We start from the raw sequence: 21573 nt of genomic DNA, 5'->3' as shown, positions 1-21573 counted from the left end.
ATTTTTTATTTTTTATGGATGGACTGATTGCCGGACAGGTTTTACCGGTGTATCCTGCGGTGATGTTTGATTTGGCTCCGCTTTATACCAGGCGGCATACATTGTCGGCAGTACGAGAAGCGTTAGCACGGTGGCGCCAAAAAGTCCGCCGGCAATGGCGACGGCCATCGGGCCCCAAAAAACACTGGAAACAAGTGGAATCATGCCGAGAATTGCGGCTGCTGCGGTTAAAAGGATAGGACGGAAACGGGCGACAGTGGCGTTAATGATGGCATCCCACAGAGGGTCTCCGGCTTGGAGTTGTTGTTCAATCTGGTCAATGAGAATGACTGAGTTTCTCATGATAATTCCGGCTAGCGCCAGGAGGCCAAGCTGCACAACAAAGCCCATGGGACGTCCGGTTAATAATAATCCCAGACTGACACCAATAATACCGAGTGGAGCCGTTAAGAGAGTCAGCACCATCTTAGGGATGCTTTGCAGCTGGAACATGAGTAAAGTCGTGATAATGAATACCATTACCGGTACCGGCTGCATCAGCCATTTGGTAGCTTTGGTGCTCATCTCCATGGGACCGCCAATATCAATGCTGTAGCCTGGCGGCAAGGAGGCACGAAGTTCTTTCAGATTATCGTAGGCTGCTTTGGTTGCGTCGTTTCCCAGTACGCCTTCAATGGTATTAGCCTGGACGGTAATCGTAGGTTTAAGATCACGGCGCCAGATGAGGCCTTCTTCCGCATCGTAGCTGATTTTAGCGATTTGATCCAAAGGAATGTATTTGCCATTACCAATATGGATATTTAAGTCTTTCAGGCGGGAAAGGTCATTCCGGTTTTGTGCGTCAACCCGAAAGGCAATGCTCACTGTTTTATCCTTTTCCCGGTATTCGGTTATATCAGTTCCAGAGAGTAGAGCTTGGAGACCGGATGCCAGCGCCTGGCTGTCCAGTCCGAGCATCCGCGCTTTATCCTGATCAATGGCTAAATGCATGACTTTGCTTTTTTCATTCCAGTCAAGATTAATGCCGGTAAGAGTGGGGTTTGTCGCCATGTTGTCTTGCACTTGTTTGGCGATGGCCCGGACTTTGTCATGGTCGTTGCCGCTCACTCTGAGCATGACCGGATAAGGATCGGAAGGGCCGGTTTTAATCAGTTTAGTGTTACCGCGTACGTTGGCAAATTCAGTGGTAAACAGTTCCTGCGCTTTTTTCGTTAGTTCCGTGCGGGCGCTCAAGTCTTTTGCTGTGATAACAAATTGAGCAAAATTGGTATTAGGCAGGGTAGGTTCGGCGGTTAAAACGAACCGTGGCGCCCCTTGCCCCACGTAATAGGTATAATTGACTACGTTGTTGTCTCCGGCTAACTGCTGGGCAAACCGCTCCGCTTCCTGCTGGGTTGCCTGCAGGGAGGCGCCTTGCGGTAATTGCATGTCCATAATTAACTCGGGCCGGGTGGAAGCCGGGAAAAATTCTTGTTTAACCAGTCCTAGTAAGAGGATGGAACCAACAAAACAAGCGACGGTGGTTGCCAAAACTTTTTTACGGTGTGTCAGGCAGGAAGTTAATATTTTTTTAAACATCCGGTAAAACCGGGTATCGTAAACATTGTAATCGGATGTATTACTGGCCGGATGAACTTTTACCAGGTTATAGCCCAGGAGGGGAGTAACCGCGCCAGCAGCAACCCAGGACAGAAGCAGGGCAATCGTGACTACGGAAAAAATACTGCCGACAAACTCGGAAGCGGTGCCTTTCGAGAACCCTACCGGAATAAATCCGGCACATGTGATCAAAGCACCTGTCAAACGGGGCGCTGCAGTGGAGCTATAAGCATAGCAGGCGGCATCAAACCGGCTCCAGCCTTGCTCCAGTTTTACAATCATCATCTCGATGACGATGATGGCGTCATCTACCAACAGGCCCAGCGCGATAATCAGTGCGCCCAGGGAAATTTTATGCAAGTCAATTCCTAAAGTTCTCATGACAATAAAGACGCCGGTAATTACCAGAGGAATGCACAATGCGACAATAACGCCGGATCGCATGCCGAGACTGATAAAACTAACGATCAATACAATGGCGACGGCTTCGAGCAGAGATTTGACAAATTCGTCAATGGATGATGCTACGACTTTCGGCTGATCTGCTACTGTATTCAATTCCAAGCCAGCCGGCAGATCTGTTTGTACTTGGGACAAGGTCTTATTCAGGTTTTGCCCCAAGGTAAGGATATTGCCGCCCCGTTCCATAGATAAAGCCAGGCCGACAGCTGGCTGACCATTGTAATACATTTTGGGATCCGGCGGATCAATGTAACTGCGTTCGACTGTAGCGATATCGCCGAGCCGGAAGGTGTGCCCGCCGGCACGAATGGGAAGATTTTTCAGGTCGTCTAAATTTTCGAACATGCCGGTGATGCGAACATAGACATTATCCGAAACTGTTTCCAGCATACCGGATGGTGCCATGGCATTTTGCGCCTGTATGGCAGTGGAGATGTCAGCAGGCGTGATGCCCAGCTTTGACAGTTTGTTGGTTTCCATTTCAATATAAATTTTTTCCGTCTGCACACCGATAAGTTCGATTTTCTTTACACTCGGTACGCCTAACAAGGTTCGGCGGATGGTTTCCGCTTTTTCCCGCAGTTCTTCATAAGTATAGCCGTCACCGGTCAAGGCATAGACACAACCATATACATCATCGAAACGATCGTTAAAATAAGGACCGTTAACTCCTGCCGGTAAGGTAGGCTTGATATCATTGACCATGTTGCGCACTTCCAGCCAAGTGGGGCGGATTTGGCTTTCGGTGACGGCATCATCCCTCAAAACAACGTAGATAATGGACTGACCAGGACGGGAATAGCTTTTAAGATAATCCAGGCCCGGGGTATCCTGCAGCTTTTTTTCAATTTTATCGGTGACTTGTTCTTCGATTTGACGGGCGGTAGCGCCAGGCCAATTCACGGAAACGATCATTTGGCGAATGGTGAAGTCGGGGTCCTCCATCCGGCCGAGGTTCTGATAGGAAAAAATTCCGCCAAGGAAGATCACAGTGATAAAATAATAGACTAATTGTTTATGGTTGAGGGCCCATTCGGTTAAATTGAACGGTCTCACTGGCTATCACCACCCTTTGCCCGTACTGTTTGCCCTTCGCGCAGCTTATGGACACCGGCTGTAACAATGGTTTCACCTAGATTTAACCCGGAGAGGACTTGAACTTGTGTATTGCCAAAGCTGCCAATTTGAATGGTACGTAAATGAACAACCTGGTCTGTTACAATCCAGACGTTAGGCGTATCATTTGTTTGATAGATCGCGGATAGAGGGATGGTGGTAAAGCCAGGGGTTTGACCGTCGAAGCCGACGACGTGTACGGCGGCTGTCATGCCGAGTTTGATTTCCGGCGGCGGATTGACCAAGCTGATACGAACTTTATAGGTGCGGGTTGTCGGGTCGGCCATGGGCGCGATTTCCCGTACTTTACCATCTACTTTCATATTGGGAAGAGCCCAGAAGGATACGGTGAGCCGGGTTGACTTACGTAGTTCTTCGATACGGTTTTCCGGCACACTGATTTCCACTTCCCGCTCGCCGTCCTGAACAATGGTCATCACAGTTTGACCGGCGCTAACCACTTGCCCGGCTTCGGCGCTGAGGCTGGAAATAACGCCGGATTTGTCTGCATAGAGCAGACTATAATCTAATTGGTTAGAACCTTGCGCATATTGGGACGATGCCTGCCGAACGGCAGCCTGAGCGACTTCATAGGCGTTTTCGTATTGATCTAGCTGGGCACGGCTGATGGCATTTTGTGTATATAACTGCTGGTAACGGTGTAAGTTGCTTTCTGCCAGCTTAAGTTGCGATTCTGCAGAATAGACTTGGGCCGAGGAACTGTTAACCGTTTGCTGTAGATCTCGGGGATCAATCTGCATGAGAATATCGCCTGCGTTGACTGAACTGCCGAGCTGTACATTACGTTTTATGATTTTACCAGTTACCTGAAAGGCCAGCTGGCTTTCATAACGGCCACGCACTTCACCGGAATAGGTATAGCCTTGCGGGGGAGCATCGGCGCCAATCACTGCAGTGCGTACAAATGGGATATCCTGAGTTACGGGTTGGGGATGGCTGTGCTCTTTCCATTTTAAGATACCGGCAGCGCATAAAAGAACGGCTGCTGCGACTAACACATAATGCAATTTCTTTTTGGGCAGTTTCGTGAGCCAAAGAAACGGTTGCATGTTTTCACTCCTTAACTGATATTTTAGCGGGGACAAGTTGGGTAAAAGGCTCTTCATATGAGCAGATGTGCACCCAGTGCCCATCGCAGCTGAGCTCAATTTTTCCCAGCTTTCGTCCTTCCCAGGTCCAGGTCCGAATGACTTCATTGACGATTTGGTTGATTTTTTCCGGTGGCAGGGAAGGATCGGCTCTGACAGGGATACCGGCAATAGTTATTTCTCTTGAATCGTAATGCACGTTGCTTGCTCCTTTCCATTAGTAAATGAGAATTTGCTACGGCAATGACACAATGATAATTTGAACAGTTCAAATAAAAGGGATAAAAAATCATCCAAACAGACGATCTGTTGGAATGTGCTTTTATTATTTGAACAGTTCAATTAATAATCAAAAAAAACCATCCAACAGGATTCTGTTGGAATTAGTTTTACTCAAGTGACAAATGCAAAGCCTTTTCCGGTATTGACAACACTTTTTCGATGAGGGACTCGGCCGTTTTTAAATAGGCAGCCATCAGTTTGCTTGGGACTTTCTCGCACAAGGTATCTGTGATACATTGCAGAATGGACATGATAAAATTTACTGCAATATCAGGGTGAGAAACATGGAAATATCCTTTCTGGACTCCATCTTCGATGATGTATATCAAAGAGGGTTTAAGTAGGAGCGTCCCTTGCCGAATGATTTTATTTTTGATATGTATATTCTTTTCATCATATAAAAGATCCAAGAGCAAACCATCTTTATATTGTGCAGCGCGGAAGATGGCAGTTAATATTAATTCAATTTTGCGGGGCGGGATAAAATCGTCAGAATAAGCCATCTGTTTTATATCAGCTAACATGACGGAGATTTGACGGTTAATCACCGCTTCCAGTATTTCTTCCTTGGATTTAAAGTAATAATATACCATTCCTTTGGCGACACCCATTCTTTTAGTGATGTCATGGATGGTTGTTTTACGATAGCCGTTTGCTGAAAATAAAGGTTCGGCAGTATCTAAAATTTCATCGATCCTGATTTTCGGGTCCTGGGGAGTTCGCGACACAGTAATCACCTCAATTATTGAACAGTTCAAATTATAAATCTTGCTGGGGATTTATGTCAAGGATTAACTTCCCTTTTTTCTTTACGCGTAATGAAGTAAACACACTTTCTGACTTCTGTAGTAGCTAAAATAACGTTGCTAGATAAGTGAATGCTTGACTATTGGCAAAATACACCATTATAATATAGTTAAGTAAATTTAATTATATTAACTTAACTATTTAAGGGAGACATGTTATGCCACTACGAGAAGCAATCCACAGATTTTATACCGACATTATACTCCACGAACTACAGTTGATGAATAAAAACCCATCGTATCCCAACCTAACCTACAACACTTTTTTATATCTGAGTATGATTACCTGCAAGAAGAATTGTACCGTTAGTTATATTGCAGAAACGTTACACATTTCAAAATCCGCGGTTACCATCAAGGTCAATGAATTGATTCGGCAAGGGCTGGTTCAAAAAATACAAAGCTCTAGCGATAAACGAGTCTACTATCTATCGTTAGACCCTAAAATTACCGAGGATTACTCGCCTGAGCACCGATTAGACAAAGCTGTTGGCACGATTGAATCAAATTATACGGACGAACAGGTCAAAATGTTTTGTGATATGCTGAAATTCTTTACCAAGGTTTATCTGGAAGAGTAAGTATATTATATTTTGTGAGGATGATTTGCATGGAGATAATAAAAAGTTGCAGCCAAGAAAAGGCGGATTATATCCACAGACGTTTACAAGAGTACAATAGCCGATATATTACGGATTGTGAAGACTTGGCATACTGTATTGAAAATGAAAAAGGAGAATGTATCGCCGGAATCGTTGCCTCAAGAGATTTGGACTGCATTACCATTGACTACTTGTTTGTTGATGATGCCTACCGAAAAAATGGATATGGGTCAAAGTTATTAGCTTACCTTGAATGCCAAGCTAAGCACATGTCTGCAAAAAGAATTATCTTGAATACATTTGGTTTTCAAGCACCGGCTTTTTATGAGAAACGCGGTTATCAATTATTTGGAAAAATCGAGCCCTGTTTTAATGAATACGGACAATATTTTTTCAAAAAAGAACTGAATATAGAGAGATAAGTTACCTAACATATTCTCAAGTCTAATTAAAAAAGTAGCTAATTTATATCTAGGCGTTTTAGCGGTTGGCAGAAACTCAGGGATTGAGGTTGGCAAATTTTTATATTAGATGTGGTGATAGACTTGATAGCAGGAATTAGTCATATGACTTTTATTATTAAAGATTTAGATAAAGCAACAACTTTTTTTGAAGAGATTTTTAAAGCTAAAGAAATCTGGAATATGATAATCATCTTTTTGAATTTCATACAGGAACTTTAGAAAACAGACTTCTTCGCTATCAGAAAGAGAAAATTGATTAAAAATCAGCAGGATATAGCGAAAACTAATTTTAATACAAAGTGGAGGACAACATGCAATATTATATAAATGGAAAAAGATATAGGCTTGCCAATAATATAAAAGAAAACAAAGAGGTAAGACTGAGCTTTGATAAGCTAGCTCAAAAAACCTTCGATATATCGTTTGAAGAATGGTATCAAAACGGCTATTGGGCGGAGAAATATATTCCTTATGCTCTTCTAGACGGAGAGCGTGTAGTTGCTAATGTGTCTGTAAACATTATAGATACTGTTTGGCAAAATGAGAAAAAGCGATATGTTCAGCTTGGAACAATTATGACAGATAGTGAGTATAGGGGCCAAGGACTATCTCGTCTGCTTATGGAGAAGGTACTGGAAGAATGGAAAGATAAGTGCGATGCAATTTATTTGTTTGCCAACGATACGGTTCTTGATTTTTACCCGAAATTCGGTTTTGTAAAAGCAGATGAATACCAGTGTAAATTATCTATAACATCCCAGAATAAAGCTGTCAGAAAGCTTGATATGTCAAACGCTGCCGACAGAGAATTGTTGCTTGAAAAATACAAAAAATCGAATCCATTTTCGGCTTTACCAATGGTTGATAATGTAGGCTTACTTATGTTTTACTGCACACAGTTTATGAAAGACGATATTTACTATCTGGAAGATTATGACGCAGTTGTAATCGTAATGCAAGAGGACGGGAATTTAATTTGCTTTGACATTTTCTGCGATGGAAACCATGAGATGGATGATGTGTTAGCTGTTGTTGCAAATGATGACACGACAAACGTTGTATTGGGATTTTCACCTAAGTCAATTACAAACTGTCAAGTAACTCTTTTCAAGGAGGAAGATACTACACTGTTTGTACTAGCAACCAAGGAAAATATTTTTGCAGATAATCAAGTAATGTTTTCACTGTTATCTCACGCATAATCATGGACGATCACGTTGCTTCGGATAAAAGGGTCATGGATTACCTGGTTAAAAAAATGCTGTTAATTTAGATAATGCTTATTTAGCCGATTATCGACAAGGAATTATCAAGTATGTTATCACCGTCTTAAATAAACCGGTATATATCATTCTTTTTCTATAAGAGGAGAACTATATGACAAAACCTTCGCTAAGCTTTGGCGAGATAGCCGAGCTTTACCATGAAATCCGCCCACGGTATCCTCAAGAATTATTTAAAGATCTTTTTAAGTTAATAGACCTTCCCCAAAATGCCTGTATCCTGGAAATTGGTGCTGGCACTGGAATCGCTACAGCAGAACTTGCCAAGCGGGGATTTCATGTAACAGCTCTGGAACCTAGCTCGGAAATGGCTTCAGTACTTAAAAAGAATTTGAAGAACCTTAATCTAGAAGTAATTATTTCTACATTTGAAGATTGGACACCACCACCGGGAAGATTTGATTTAGTGATTTCTTTTACAGCTTTTCACTGGCTTGATCCAGTGACTCGTTATCAACGAATCTACGAAGCCCTGTCTCCCAACGGTTACCTAGCAGTTATTAAATATCACCACGTAGCTGGTGGTGACCGATCCTTTTTTAGTAAAGTACAAGAATGCTATAAGAAGTACAAGCCAGAAAGTTCAGCGTTCCGATTACCAGAAGTTAGCGATTTCAAACCTAATACCCAAGAAATCTATGCAAGTGGTTTGTTCAAAAAGCCAATTTTTCGCAGTTATCTTACTGAAGAGACATATAGTCGTGTAGACTATGAGCAGCTTTTACTAACATATTCGGATCATTGTGCTCTTGAAGAGCAGAAACGTTCTCAACTTTTAAAATGTATTGGTACGCTAATTGAGGATCATTACGCAGGGCAAGTACGTAAATGTTATCTACACGAACTAGTGATAGCTCGTGTACGTTAGGCTATTTTTACGGTAAGGTTGCCTTATGTAAGAAACACACTGTAGTAAAAGAACAATTTATTAGCGTATGTACTTTTAACCAATAATGAAAAGAATTATGCAAACTATGAAATTATTAATAGAAATGGTATCAAGTCAATTTCCATTTACAATTAAAATTAACCAATGAGGTGAACCGTTATGGTGGTGAAAATTTTCGTAAAGATTATTTGCTGTTTTATGTTTGTTATAGGTTTGAGCTTACCTGCTTTTGTTAATACGCAAGGTGTTTTTGAGCCAAATAGTAATAGAATTACATCGGTTATTGTTCCTTTAGAATGGGACGGAACGATGAAAGGGATGCCGATTGTTAAGGTGAAAATTGGTGAAAAGGTATTGCGTCTGGCGCTTGATACTGGGGCTAATAAGGTTTTTTTTGCTATATCTCCTAACGCTTTAAATGAAATAAACGTGAAGTATTCTACTGATATTAAAAAAGAATTGGATGTTAAGGGGAATTTGTATAAATCCCGAACTTTCGAGATTCCCGAGGTTAAAATCGGGGAACTTCAATTGAACAACGTGATTGCCACAGAAGAATTGCGGGATAGCCCTGATGATTCTGACGGTATCATTGGAAATCGGTTGTTTGATTATTTTAATGTCTTAATCGATTATTCACAATCCCATATGATACTATATCCTAATAGCAGTTTACCTTCTGCTTTAGAATTGTCACAATGGACGAAAATTTCCTTTAAGCATGAAGATATTGGTATTGTTATGCAGGGGCGATTGGGGAACCAGGAGAGGATTTTACGCTTTTGCCTTGATAGTGGTGCTGTTGCCGCAAATGAGGAAGGCAAGCCATTACCATTAGGTTTATTGCGGTCAAATTCTCTGGCTGCTCGAAATAAAGGTAAGGATACAAAAACTTACACAGACTATTTAACAGTTGATGGGAAAAATATTGGAAAAATGGATTTTTATTTTTTTGATTTTACCCAACCTCCAGTTGACGGTTTTTTAGGATATAACTTCTTTTCAAAATACAAAGTCTTTATTGACTTTTCCAAACAAGTTATGTATATCAAGGAAACGCTACAATCTTAGATTTATCCTAAAGACGGAATTTTGTGGACTAACCAGAGTGGATTGAGATAGAAAAGCTCATTTGTGAAATAAATTCATCTATTACAATTGAGCAATAGGAGAGATTTAAGTGAAAAACCTGAAATTATCACCACAACTGAACAAACTAATAAAAAAGTACCATTGTATAAAAGATACAGAAGGTATGTCTCCTGCCAGAGTATATAAATTAGAAGGGAAAAGTGAGAACTTATATTTAAAAATGACGGATAGCCGATACAAAGAAACCACATATGATGTTGAACGTGAAAAAGATATGATGCTGTGGCTGAGAGGTAAGTTGACTGTTCCAGAGGTTTTGTACTTTGAACAGTATAAAGGTTGGGATTTTCTCCTCATGAGTGAAGTAGATGGTGTTATGTGTCACGAAGAATATAAAACACATGAAAACCCTAAGAAGATTGTTGCGCTATATGCTGATTGTATCAAGCTTTTTCAAACCATTAACATTTCTGATTGCCCCTTTAATAATAATATAAACAATAGGCTAGCTGAATTGGATTATCTGCTTAATAACAATTTAGCTGATGTTGATTGTGAGAATTGGGAAGAAGATACCTCTTTCAAAGAACCATGTGAGCTATATGATTTTCTAAAGGCGAACAAGCCACGGGAGGAATTAGTCTTTTCACATGGTGATTTATGTGATAGCAACATTTTATGGAGGGATAATAAAATAAATGGCTTTATTGATTTGGGAAGAAGCGGTAAGGCAGACAAGTGGTATGATATTGCTTTTTGTGTCAGGTCTATTAGAGAGGATATTAGGGAAGAAAAATATGTTAAGTTGTTTTTTGAGTTGCTAGGAATAGAGCCTGATTGGGAAAAAATAAAGTATTATATTTTACTGGATGAATTGTTTTAGCTACTGTTTATTATTGGGTTTGATTATTTTTCGTATTCATATGACTCTGAAACATCCGCTTTTGTCGGGATTCTATTTGTTCTTTAATAGAAGCTCAACAGAGATTTAATCGATATGAAAATATACTGGTGGAGCAAGCATTGAAAATGCGTGAGCTGGTGTACGAAGGCTGACATTATCTAGTGCAATAAAAACTTCGGAAAGTGATATTTAATTTCAATTAGTAGCGCATCTAAAGGAGCGAAAATGTTTGATTATAGAACAGAATCCCCCGCTGATTTCAAAGAATTGCTTGATTTATATAAAGATTTAGGATGGGATTCACTCAATTTAACAACTGATGAGTTGAAACAAATGTGTATGCATAGTTGGTATTCAGTATATGCCTTTAGTGAGGATAAATTGGTAGGTATGGGGCGTATTATATCTGATGGTGTTATTACAGGAGTGATATGTGGTGTTTGCGTGTTGCCCGATTATCAATCAAGAGGAATTGGTAAAGAAATAATAAGTAGACTGGTTCAATACTGTGAACAAAAACGGGTAATTCCACAGTTATTATGTGTGGAAAAGTTACAGCCTTACTATGAAAAATTGGGGTTTGCAAAATTTTCTGTTGGTATGACGCGGGATGTTAAGCGTTAATATTAAGTAGAACCTGATGAGAACTATAAACGTTAATTGCAGTTAAAGGATAAGACAGTAAACAATGCGGATTTGCTGCCGAAAAGATAGAACTAATACATTCAAATAAGCGTTTTACCTCAGGTTTGAGGTTGGCAAATTTATATTGTATTAGGAGGCTTAGGGCAATGAAATGGAAAGACGGTATAACAATTTACAAAGGTTTTGTGTCATATAATCTGTGTTTCCTTCAGATATTGAGGCAAATCAGCTTTGTTAAGGCATTGGAAAAAAGCGTTAGAATGAGCATCAAAAACTAATTTATATTTTGATCATATAGGATTGGAGAAAAATATGGACTTTCTAGATTTAGCTAAGTACCGTTGTACTATTCGTGACTTTTCAGATAGAAAAATAGAAAAGCATAAACTTGATAGAATTTTGGCCGCGGGACGTGTTGCACCATCTGCTTGCAATAAACAACCGCAACGAATTATTGTAGTTCAAGAAGCTGATAGTATTTTAAAAGTACAGAAGGCCTACAAAACATTTGGTTCTCAATGCATTCTGATAGTGTGTAGAGATGAAAGAGATGCTTTAATCAGACCATTTGACGGCAAATGCTCTGGTGATTTAGATATTGGAATTGTGTGCGACCATATGATGTTAGCTGCAAGAGAATTGAATATCGGCAGTGTGATGGTGGGGTTATTTGACCCCGCAATTATAAGAAAAGGATTTGACATTCCAGAATATATTCAGCCTTCTGCATTACTGATTTTGGGCTATCCAGAGAAGGGGTTTCTAAGCGCAAATCGGCACATCACTGAACGAAAGCCAATTGGAGAAACAGTGATGTATGAAAATTACAGCGAATAAAGGATTTGCATAAAAGTAAAAGTGCCGATATTATAGTTGCGGAAAATCATGGACATGTTGTAAGATTTGCGCTTGCTGGAGCAAGTCACACCTCCGTATAGTCGCATTGTTCAGTATGAATTTTAATAGAACAATTTAATGGGGAGAATTACAATGGAAAAATATGAACTAGTTAGCGACTATCGTTGTGATGAACAATTGCGAGAAAGTTTTAATAAACTAGTGATAAATGTATTGGAAGGAGATTTTAGAAATTGGTATAGCAGAGGGTATTGGAACGAGAAATATATTCCATACTCTTTTGTTGATCAAGGAAAAGTAATTTCGAATGTTTCGGTTAGCGAGATGTCAATTATTATAGAAGGTAAAAAATATAAAGGTATTCAAATCAGTACGGTTATGACAGATGAAAATTATCGCCATCAAGGATTAGCAAAAAAATTAATGAATCATATTATAGAAAAATATGAGGATCATTGTGATTTTTTGTACTTATTTGCAAACGATACAGTCCTAGATTTTTATCCTAAATTCGGTTTTGAACGTTTAGACGAAAGTGACTTTTTCTTAGATATTGTGAAGAGTTCAATTCAGCCTAATTCTAAAGCGAAAATAAAAAAGCTTAGTATTGATGCAGAAGAAGATTTGAAATTGATGGAAAAATTCGCATTAAATCGTAAACCCATTTCGACGATTTTAGGTGTTGAGAGTCATGATAGTTTATCAATGTTTCATTTTACATTAGTATTCGAAGAATCCATTTACTATATTGAAGAATTAGAAACGATTGTCATAATGGAAGAGGATAAAGATATTTTACATATTTATGATATTATCACGTTGAATGATCAAGATATTAAATTGATTTTAGAGAGTGTAATTAATGAATCAATGGAAAAAGTTCAATTCTATTTCACACCTGACTTTAAATTAGAAGGCATGACATCGAAAGTTGCCCCATTCGATGATGATGCTTTATTTATTCGATCAAAACAGCCTGTAATTAAGGGCAATTTTATCTTTCCTTTAACATCTCACTATTAATCGTTTAAATGAGCCTCTTTTTAGATTGTATTTTTGGCTCATTGTAAAATGAAATTGAACTAATAAAAAATCCATAGGGATTGGACCTATGGTAAGAAGGTTTTGCTTAAGAACAACTTCACATGAGAAACAATGAGGCTCTCAAAGGAAGAGTTACGTAGAGCAAATCATCTGAGCATAACTGGTGTAGAAATGTCTTACTGTCTTACTGTATTGAAAATGAACAGGAGGGAATCAAATGAATATTAGAACAGCTAAGAAAGAGGATATAGATCAAATTAATAATATATACAAAATATTATTTGCATATATGTGTGAATTGCAACCAGCATATTTTAAAGCGACAAATCAAGACATGGAGTTTTTAACATCAATTATTAAAAGTGAAAGTGCCGATATTATAGTTGCGGAAAATCATGGACATGTCGTAGGATTTGCTCTTGTTCAGGAGCAAGTTACACCTCCGTATAATTGCATTGTTCAGCATAAATATGCTTTTCTCATGGATATTGCAGTTGAGCCAGAATCAAGAGACCAAGGTATAGGGACGGCTTTGATAAATTCAGTGAAGCTGTGGGCAAAAGAACGTAATTTGGAATATCTGGAGCTTAACGTTCTCAGTGAGAATTTAAAGGCTTATAAACTCTATAAAAATGAAAGCTTTACTGAAGTAATGCGTACTATGCGGTGTTCATTATGAGCATAATTGGGTGTAGGCAGTCCTGCTGTTTTACCAAGATAATATTTTGAGAAGAGGGTACTTCCTTTTAAAAATCAAGATCAATTTATAGTAGTTAAATTTATATCTATAAAGAAGGTAATCTAATGAAAAATAATAAATCGAAAGTTAATAATAGAATAGAAAGAATAAATCCGATTGGAGTTCCAGCGCCAGTTGGTAAGTATAGTCATATTACTAAAATACCAAGAGATTCTGAAATTTATGTTTCTTCAGGTCAAGTAGGAGTAGATTTTAGAGGAAATGTTCCTTCAAATCTTAATGAGCAAGTAAGCAATACTTTCTCTAATATTTCCAGCTTACTATCTAGTCAAGGGTTAGATCCGGATAATGTTATAAAAGTAAATGTTTGGGCTACGGAGCAAATAGATTGGGATTTCTTTTATCCTAAGTGGGATGAACTTTTCGGTGAAAATTCACCGTCTATGACTGTAGCATATATAAGTGAATTAGGATGGCCTGAATTAAAAATCGAAATAGAAGTATGGGCCGCAAAGTAATTATGTTTTATGTCGTCATTGTATAGTAAGTAATAGTTGGGTGGGGGAATAAACGAAAAGGAGAAAAGAAAATGAGAACAATGAGGCTCGCAAAGCAAGAGTTAGATAGTGAACGTACTCGGAGAATATTGGAGACCGCTTTTTATGGCGTTTTATCTACTGTATCAGAAGATGGTATGCCCTATGGAGTGCCTTTAAACCATGTATTGACAGACAACAAACTATATTTTCACTGCGCGGTAAAGGGGCATAAATTAGACAATATCCTACACAGCTCCAAAGCTTGTTTTACGGTTGTAGGAGATACTAAAATGTTGCCAGAAATTTTTACGGCGCATTTTGAAAGTGTTATCGCCTTTGGAACGGTACGTATACTGCAAGACCCTGTAGACATAACCCGTGCTGTACGCCTGCTTTGCGAAAAAAACACTCCCCAACGTTTGGATGTAGTCGATTCAGTCATCGCTGGGTACCTGTCAAAGCTTACTGCTCTGGAAATGACCATTGAGCATCTTACAGGAAAAACGTCGGAAGACTGATAAATACACTGCGATTTTGTCTTATCCAACGTTCATTTTTCTGAAGAAGATTGAGAATTTGATGCCTACTTATATTTCGGCAGCTGCAAGGGATTGAGCATTATATAGATTATTTAATATTCTTTGCTGGAAGGGGTAGTAAAAAAGTGAGCAGTGAATTCACAATAGAAATCTGCCAGGAAATTTTGAATATGGAACAAACAGACCTGTCTACTCTCAAAAACTTGGAAGATCAGGGAGAATTAAAAAAGTACGGTTACCATCCTGCCATGGAAAAAGTACATTTGCAAAATAGCCACCGCCTTAAGAAGATCATAAATAAATACGGCTTTCCGACAATTGACAAGGTAGGAGAAAAAGTACATATTGCAGCATGGCGCATTGTACAGCACGCAATCAGTGATCCAAGTTTTATGTGTGACTGCTACCGGCTTATACAATCCGGCTCAAAGACAAAAATACCATTGAAAAGTATAGCATATCTTAGTGATAGAATATCTTTCTTCAGACGTAAGCCTCAAAAATATGGTACGCAGTTTGATTATGGATTGAATGGGAAGTTCGGAGTATGGTGGCTCGAAATGCCTCAAAATATAGATGCTTTACGAGTAAATGCCGGATTGCCTCCTTTAAAGAAAGTCGAACAATATTTTAGCAATAATGAGGATATATCAGAGGCGCAAGCATTGAAAATGCGCTCTGAGCAAGAAGCATGGTTGATGAAAGTGGGCTGGTGTACAATGGATGATATTATCTACTGTAAAAGATTTTATGGAAATTAAGAACCTGGTAAGAAGCACGGGGCGTTAATTGCAGCTTATAGAGATTATTATAATCAGGAGCATCCAGTTGAAAGCAAAACTGACGCCATTTTGAAAACTGACGTCAGTCTTGCTTATCTTTTTTTTATATAAATTTAAAGAGTACCTGTTATTAGGCCGAAACGTTCTTAAGCATAGCCAGTCTTTGGGGTTTAGCATATAGATGGTATATTGCTGTTGCAGGAAGACAGCGCCGCAGTGCAGACGACAAAATTAATTAACGCTGCCGCCGCTCCACCCCCAATTTACTGAAAATAGCGACGAATAGGCTGCCGAAAGTGACAATCGATTGCCAGGGGTACATGTCGTACTGCCAATTGAATTTAGGCTACTATAGGTTGCTTAATAGGGTGAAGAATATGGATTCGCTCCTTTAGGATACTAATCTATCGCCAAAGTCACCCAGTGGTTTCCCCGGTTCCCTAGGAATGCCGACCTTGCTTACCCGGCAGCATGGGGGCAAAAACTGAGAATCTGGAATTGGGATACTGAATTGTAAATATCGTAGCATATTATTTCCGGTAGTTCATTGTCGTTCGAAATAAAAAAGACGGTAAGTATTTGTTGAAAAACGACAAAATGCTTAACCGTAAAAGATGGGTTTTTATCTGAATATATATTGACTCCATATAGTATAGTATTATTATAAATATAGTAATCTTATAGGTAAAGAAGGTTCAGAATGTTTACTGCAGGATATATACATAATCGCGTGTCATCCAGGATTATAGCGTAGCTGCACGAGGCTTGGACGGAAAACCAGAATCTGATGTATCCAAGGGAATCGTGAACAACAGAAATTAAACCTCAATATCTCAGATAGGTCTGTGACTAGGTGCGATAAAAAAACAGAATATCATTTCAACAGGTTTACAGGATCGAGAATATCGAAAAAGGGAATTGCTCGATCGGAAGCTAAAAAGGACTCCTAAAAGAGAAGAATTAGAGCTTGTTAAGCATAATTGCGGCTAAAGGCTAATTGTATATCTATGCTAGAATCTCTTATAAATAATAGAATAACGAAAGTCTAATTCAATGGAGGCGAGAAGGAATGTTTAAAACTGTTGAGGATGTTATTCAATTAAAAGCATTTGAAAATATCAAAGTTGTTGCGGGAGAAGAAGGATTGAGCCACGTTGTAACTGGCGCTACTTTAATGGAGGTTCCAGACATTTTACCTTATTTGGAAGAAAATACCTTGCTGATTACGACATTATTTCCAATTGCAAGCAGTCCTAAAGAAATGGAACAGTTGATTCCTCAACTATGCAGTGAGAAGGTTGCAGGAATTTGCATTAAACCATTGCGTTACATAGAGAAAATACCGCAGATTATGTTAGATCAGGCAAATCAATTGGGATTTCCAATTATTGAGTTGCCTGTAAATGCCAATCTTTCCACACTCATAAATCAGATTCTCGAAATGTCTTTAAATGAACATATGACGCAACTGCAGTTTCGCGATAACGTTCATCAAAATATGATAGAACACCTGCTTAGCGGAACTGGAGTGGAAAAACTTGTGGAAAAACTTGCACAATTACTTAATAAGAATATTTTTTTGTTAGACAAAGAGTTGTCTGGTATTTGTGCAGCAATTAAAGATGAATCAATGGAAAATTGGCAGATAGTGGACAAGTTAGCAGATGAGAGTTTAGAAAATCAAAAAATGTTTGAGAACGAGCATATATTGTATCCAATTAAAGCGGGAGAGAATTTATTTGGTTATATATTCGTACCGGATACTAGTAAAACAAATGAAAAAATAATAATAGCGATTGAACAGGCTGCTATGTTATTTGCTTTAGTTTTTTTAAAGAATTATGCTGTTGCGATAAATCAACGCAACTTTAAAGATGTATTCATTCGTGAATTATTACAGGGAGAAGTGCGTTCAGAAATTGAATTCGAAAATAAAATAAAAGTATTCAATCTTCCACTCGTTTTTCCACAATATGTGGTTTCTATTAAGCTATTTACGGAGAACGAAGTAATTAAAAAGCAATTTTACAATGAATTAATTGACTACAATTTTGTCAGCAAAAAATTGTCATTTTTGAATAATAAATTTATTGTGTATTTTAATGATGCTCTGATTATTCTTGATAAAAGCGAGAATGATCAAAAAATTTATGATTTATACACCAAAATTATTGTCAAATTAGAACAAAGGGTTGGCATGCGAATAAAGATTGGTATTGGAATTTCAAAAGCGTCAAAAAGGTTTGATACGCTTGACATCGCCTATAAACAGGCGATTAACATGGTAAACATAGGAAATATTATATATCCAAATTCGTTTGTTGCCTTATACAGCCAGAATCGTATATTTGAATTAATTGAGCAGATTCCTGATACTAGCCTCTTGGTGAACTTCGTACGAGACAAACTCGGAGAATTGATTGATTATGATAAGGAAAATGGAACTGATTTTTTGGAAACGTTACAAGTTTTGATGCGACTTAATTTTAATTTAAAAAAAGCTTCAGAATATACCTATGTTCATTACAATACTATGCGATATAGAGCTAACAAAATCCGGCAACTAGGTATTGACCTTGAGCCTGGACAAAACCAAGGTGAGATAGTTTTTGCATATAATATATATTTATGGCTTAAAGCGATAAATAAAATCTGATATTACAGCAAATGTTTGTCTCTTGATGACAAATATTTGCTGTTGCTTTTATTTTGAGCAACAATGACATGGTGTACAAAAGTGTGTTAAAGTGTGTTGAGATGATAACTAATTTAATTGCTATGTTACGCAGCGCTATAAAGATAAGGGGGATACATTATGAAATATTTCTTTAAAAATGCCAATCTGGTTTTAGAGCAGAAAACAGTGGATCTTGCTGTTTGTGATGGAAAAATTGATTTTGTATCTAACGTAGAAGAAGGCAACTTCGACAAAGTGGTTGACTTGAAAGGCAAAATGGTACTAAAGGGTTTTTGTGATTTGCATACCCATTTGGATAAGGCCTTAATTAGTACGCGTGTAGCTAATCGGTCGGGAACATTGGCTGAGGCAATTGCAATCATGAGCGAATACAAGGCGAAAATGACCGATGAGGATATTTATGAGCGCGCAGAAAGTACACTTTTGATGTGTTATAAAAATGGAACTCGTTTTTTACGTACTCACATAGATGTTGATAAAAACATTGGAATACGATCAATACTTGTTATGAAGGAATTACAAAAGAAATATCGCCATCTTATGCAAATTCAAATTGTGGCGTTTCCTCAAGAAGGCATTGTTGATAAACCTCAAAATTATCAGGCGCTTGATCAGGCGCTTGCGGCAGGGGCGGATCTTGTGGGAGGAATTCCGGTAAATGATTTAGATCCGCAGAAACATATTGATATGGTATTTAAGCTTGCTCTTAAATACAATGTTGATATTGATATGCACATTGATGAAACTGATAGAGCGGATTGTATGACGCTGCTTCAATTGGCTTACACAACAATTAGCATGGGCTGGCAAGGCAGAGTCACTGCGGGGCATTGCTGCAGTCTGGCTGCAAATCCTCCGGAAATAGTCGATTCTATTTTGGAGAAGGTTCATATGGCAGGTATTAAAATTGTTTCACTACCGTCTACAAATCTTTATTTACAAGGCAGAGGAGATACCTGCAATATTCGTCGCGGCATTGCTCCGATCAAGCGTATTTATCAGGAACATTGCATTCCAACGGCACTGGCCTCCGATAACATAAGAGATCCATTTAATCCTTTTGGGAATGGCAACCTATTAGAAACTGCTCTAATTGCCGCACACGGGTGTCATATGGGAGGCAATGACGACATTGATCTTCTCTTTGATATGATTACCAGACAGCCAATCGAGATGTTTGGTGCAGATTATCATATTTACGAAGGAGAAGAGGCAGATTTTATTATTATCGATGCAGCAACGCCCGGTGAAGCGATAATTGCACAAAAAAGGTTATATGGATATTTTCGGAACAATACATTAAATTTCTAAACAGCGATTAAATATAATTATTTAAATTCAGCGCGCCATCTTTCATGCAACCTAAGAAAGGATGAATTATAAAATGGAGACAGTAAATTATCCACTCACTCTGAACATTACATGGCTGCGAGAAATGTATCTAAAAAAAGAAATTACACCGGAAGACGTTGTCATTGAGATTATACGTCGCGCCGCTGAAGACGCAGAGATGAATATCTGGATCATACCGCCCGATATGGAAATGATAAAACCACATTTGGACCGGCTGAGTTCCATCGACCCCAAGAGTTCACCCTTGTGGGGTATACCTTTTGCAATCAAGGATAATATCGACCTGGCAGGAGTGCCTACCACCGCCGCCTGCCCCGATTATGCGTACACACCGGATAGACATGCTGCAGCAGTTGAGCGGCTGGTGGCTGTTGGAGCAATTCCTGTGGGTAAGACAAACCTGGACCAGTTTGCGACAGGGCTTGTAGGAACAAGAAGTCCATATGGTGAAACTCATAATTCTTTACGTAAGGAACTGATCAGCGGAGGCTCCAGTTCAGGCTCTGCTGTTGGCGTTGCGCGCGGACACGCGGCTTTTTCCCTGGGTACTGATACAGCAGGATCCGGCCGCGTACCGGCTGCTTTGAATCATCTTGTTGGGTACAAGCCAAGTCTCGGAGCATGGCCTACTAGAGGAGTCGTTCCTGCATGTGCGAGTCTTGATTGTGTAACTGTATTTGCGCATAGTTTGGAGGATGCACTTGAAGTGGATTTGGTTGTGCGTGGCGTCGATGATAACGATCCATGGGGCAAAAGCTTACCGCTCCCGATAGCAAGACTTCCCCAAAAAATTTGTCTTCCTAAAGGACCTCTTAAATTTTTCGGCCCCTACGCGAATGAGTATCGTAACGCCTGGTATAAAGCCATGAGCTGCTTCGAAAAACTAAATATACCTGTTGAATATATAGATTATGATTTGTTTTTCCAAGCAGGATTCATTCTTTACGGGGGTCCTTGGGTTGCCGAACGCTGGGCTAATCTCGACGAGTTTATTGAATCGCACCCCGGAGCAACATTTTCCGTGACCGAAAAAATTCTTCGCACTGGTGCGGCTGAAGAACATCATGCAGCTTCGGTGTTCAATGCCATGCATAGGCTACAAAAATATAAGCTTGAAGCGAGAAAACTATTAAATAACGCTGTGCTTGCAATGCCTACCTGTGGCGGGACCTGGACTCGCGAGCAGGCACGGCTGGACCCGATCGGGACAAATACTGATATGGGACGTTATACCAACCATTGTAATCTCCTGGATTTATGTGCAGTTGCGGTGCCTTCTGGCTACGCAGCAGAGCAGATTCCTTTTGGTATAACATTATTTGCACTTTCGGAAAATGAAGATCTGATTTGCGGTACGGCAGATTTATTTACGGATAAAGTTACTACTACCTTGGAAAAAGGCAACACCGGCGACACGGCCCTTGCATCCGAAACGAGTACTACATTTATTGCCGTATGCGGATTGCATATGCGCGGCTATCCGTTTGAAAAGCAAATGATCGAAGCGGGTGCGCAGTTTATCCGCGAAGATGTAACAGCAGCCAAATACCAACTGGTCAAGCTGCCGACAGTTCCTGCAAAACCCGGGCTTATAAAAAAGCTGACCGGCGGTTCGTCTATTGCTATTGAGTTATGGGAAATGCCCATTGATGCGTTTGGGCGTTTCACAGCTTCCATTCCTGCTCCGCTTGGTATTGGCAAGGTTGAGCTTCAAGACGGCCAGGAAGTTCCGGGGTTTATCTGTGAAGATTATGCCGCAGTAGGTGCAGAAGATATTACTGCTTCCGGAGGTTGGCGGAATATATAA

At 39.3% G+C, this 21573-nt stretch carries 20 protein-coding genes; 16 read left to right on the top strand and 4 right to left on the bottom strand.

Going from position 1 to position 21573, the window contains the following annotated elements; translation table 11 throughout:
* Window positions 1-12 precede the first annotated feature (12 nt).
* The 4 genes from SRRS_RS17825 to SRRS_RS17810 form a co-directional block, all read right to left on the bottom strand.
* A complete protein-coding gene (locus tag SRRS_RS17825; protein WP_371362432.1) occupies window positions 13-3117 on the bottom strand; it encodes an efflux RND transporter permease subunit in 3105 nt (1034 codons plus the stop codon).
* Window positions 3114-4247 carry an efflux RND transporter periplasmic adaptor subunit gene (locus SRRS_RS17820; RefSeq protein WP_371362430.1) on the bottom strand — a complete coding sequence of 378 codons (1134 nt, stop codon included), beginning with the start codon at window positions 4245-4247 and terminating at the stop codon, window positions 3114-3116. The genes SRRS_RS17825 and SRRS_RS17820 overlap by 4 nt, the downstream gene beginning before the upstream one ends.
* A 4-nt stretch (window positions 4248-4251) precedes the next feature.
* Window positions 4252-4485: a hypothetical protein gene (locus tag SRRS_RS17815; protein WP_371362429.1), complete on the bottom strand. Its 234-nt coding sequence runs from the start codon at window positions 4483-4485 to the stop codon at window positions 4252-4254.
* 190 nt (window positions 4486-4675) lie between these two features.
* Entirely contained in the window at window positions 4676-5326 is a 651-nt protein-coding gene (locus SRRS_RS17810; protein WP_371362428.1) for a TetR/AcrR family transcriptional regulator, read from the bottom strand.
* A 206-nt stretch (window positions 5327-5532) separates the two neighbouring features.
* Here SRRS_RS17810 and SRRS_RS17805 point away from each other — a divergent pair, with 206 nt between their 5' ends.
* From SRRS_RS17805 to atzF, 16 genes are all read left to right on the top strand, one after another.
* Window positions 5533-5955 carry a MarR family winged helix-turn-helix transcriptional regulator gene (locus SRRS_RS17805; RefSeq protein WP_371362426.1) on the top strand — a complete coding sequence of 141 codons (423 nt, stop codon included), beginning with the start codon at window positions 5533-5535 and terminating at the stop codon, window positions 5953-5955.
* A 29-nt stretch (window positions 5956-5984) separates the two neighbouring features.
* Window positions 5985-6398 (top strand): GNAT family N-acetyltransferase, encoded by a 414-nt coding sequence (locus tag SRRS_RS17800; RefSeq protein ID WP_371362425.1) that lies wholly within the window; start codon window positions 5985-5987, stop codon window positions 6396-6398.
* Window positions 6399-6751: 353 nt separating this feature from the next.
* Window positions 6752-7642 (top strand): GNAT family N-acetyltransferase, encoded by an 891-nt coding sequence (locus tag SRRS_RS17795; protein WP_371362423.1) that lies wholly within the window; start codon window positions 6752-6754, stop codon window positions 7640-7642.
* Window positions 7643-7817: 175 nt separating this feature from the next.
* Window positions 7818-8591 (top strand): methyltransferase domain-containing protein, encoded by a 774-nt coding sequence (locus SRRS_RS17790; protein WP_371362422.1) that lies wholly within the window; start codon window positions 7818-7820, stop codon window positions 8589-8591.
* A gap of 180 nt (window positions 8592-8771) precedes the next feature.
* A complete protein-coding gene (locus SRRS_RS17785; protein WP_371362420.1) occupies window positions 8772-9683 on the top strand; it encodes an aspartyl protease family protein in 912 nt (303 codons plus the stop codon).
* Between the two features lie 109 nt (window positions 9684-9792).
* Window positions 9793-10587, top strand: a complete 795-nt coding sequence (locus tag SRRS_RS17780; protein ID WP_371362418.1) for an APH(3') family aminoglycoside O-phosphotransferase — start codon at window positions 9793-9795, stop codon at window positions 10585-10587.
* A 246-nt stretch (window positions 10588-10833) separates the two neighbouring features.
* Window positions 10834-11232 carry a GNAT family N-acetyltransferase gene (locus tag SRRS_RS17775; protein ID WP_371362416.1) on the top strand — a complete coding sequence of 133 codons (399 nt, stop codon included), beginning with the start codon at window positions 10834-10836 and terminating at the stop codon, window positions 11230-11232.
* Window positions 11233-11565: 333 nt separating this feature from the next.
* A complete protein-coding gene (locus SRRS_RS17770) occupies window positions 11566-12090 on the top strand; it encodes a nitroreductase family protein (protein ID WP_371362414.1) in 525 nt (174 codons plus the stop codon).
* Window positions 12091-12243: 153 nt separating this feature from the next.
* Window positions 12244-13134: a GNAT family N-acetyltransferase gene (locus SRRS_RS17765; protein WP_371362413.1), complete on the top strand. Its 891-nt coding sequence runs from the start codon at window positions 12244-12246 to the stop codon at window positions 13132-13134.
* A gap of 238 nt (window positions 13135-13372) precedes the next feature.
* Window positions 13373-13834 (top strand): N-acetyltransferase family protein, encoded by a 462-nt coding sequence (locus tag SRRS_RS17760; RefSeq protein ID WP_371362412.1) that lies wholly within the window; start codon window positions 13373-13375, stop codon window positions 13832-13834.
* Between the two features lie 125 nt (window positions 13835-13959).
* A complete protein-coding gene (locus SRRS_RS17755) occupies window positions 13960-14373 on the top strand; it encodes a RidA family protein (RefSeq protein ID WP_371362411.1) in 414 nt (137 codons plus the stop codon).
* A 71-nt stretch (window positions 14374-14444) separates the two neighbouring features.
* Complete coding sequence (locus SRRS_RS17750; protein ID WP_371362409.1) at window positions 14445-14912, top strand: pyridoxamine 5'-phosphate oxidase family protein; 468 nt, start codon at window positions 14445-14447, stop codon at window positions 14910-14912.
* Window positions 14913-15058: 146 nt separating this feature from the next.
* Window positions 15059-15694 carry a DUF6624 domain-containing protein gene (locus SRRS_RS17745; protein WP_371362407.1) on the top strand — a complete coding sequence of 212 codons (636 nt, stop codon included), beginning with the start codon at window positions 15059-15061 and terminating at the stop codon, window positions 15692-15694.
* A 1090-nt stretch (window positions 15695-16784) separates the two neighbouring features.
* On the top strand, window positions 16785-18371 hold the full coding sequence (locus SRRS_RS17740; protein ID WP_371362406.1) for a PucR family transcriptional regulator: 1587 nt from the start codon (window positions 16785-16787) through the stop codon (window positions 18369-18371).
* A gap of 159 nt (window positions 18372-18530) precedes the next feature.
* Window positions 18531-19724: an amidohydrolase family protein gene (locus SRRS_RS17735; protein ID WP_371362404.1), complete on the top strand. Its 1194-nt coding sequence runs from the start codon at window positions 18531-18533 to the stop codon at window positions 19722-19724.
* A 73-nt stretch (window positions 19725-19797) separates the two neighbouring features.
* Window positions 19798-21573 (top strand): allophanate hydrolase, encoded by a 1776-nt coding sequence (gene atzF, locus SRRS_RS17730; protein WP_371362402.1) that lies wholly within the window; start codon window positions 19798-19800, stop codon window positions 21571-21573.

The organism is Sporomusa rhizae (genome assembly GCF_041428845.1).
GTDB lineage: Bacteria > Bacillota > Negativicutes > Sporomusales > Sporomusaceae > Sporomusa > Sporomusa rhizae.
This window is presented reverse-complemented; position numbering and strand designations above follow the sequence as displayed.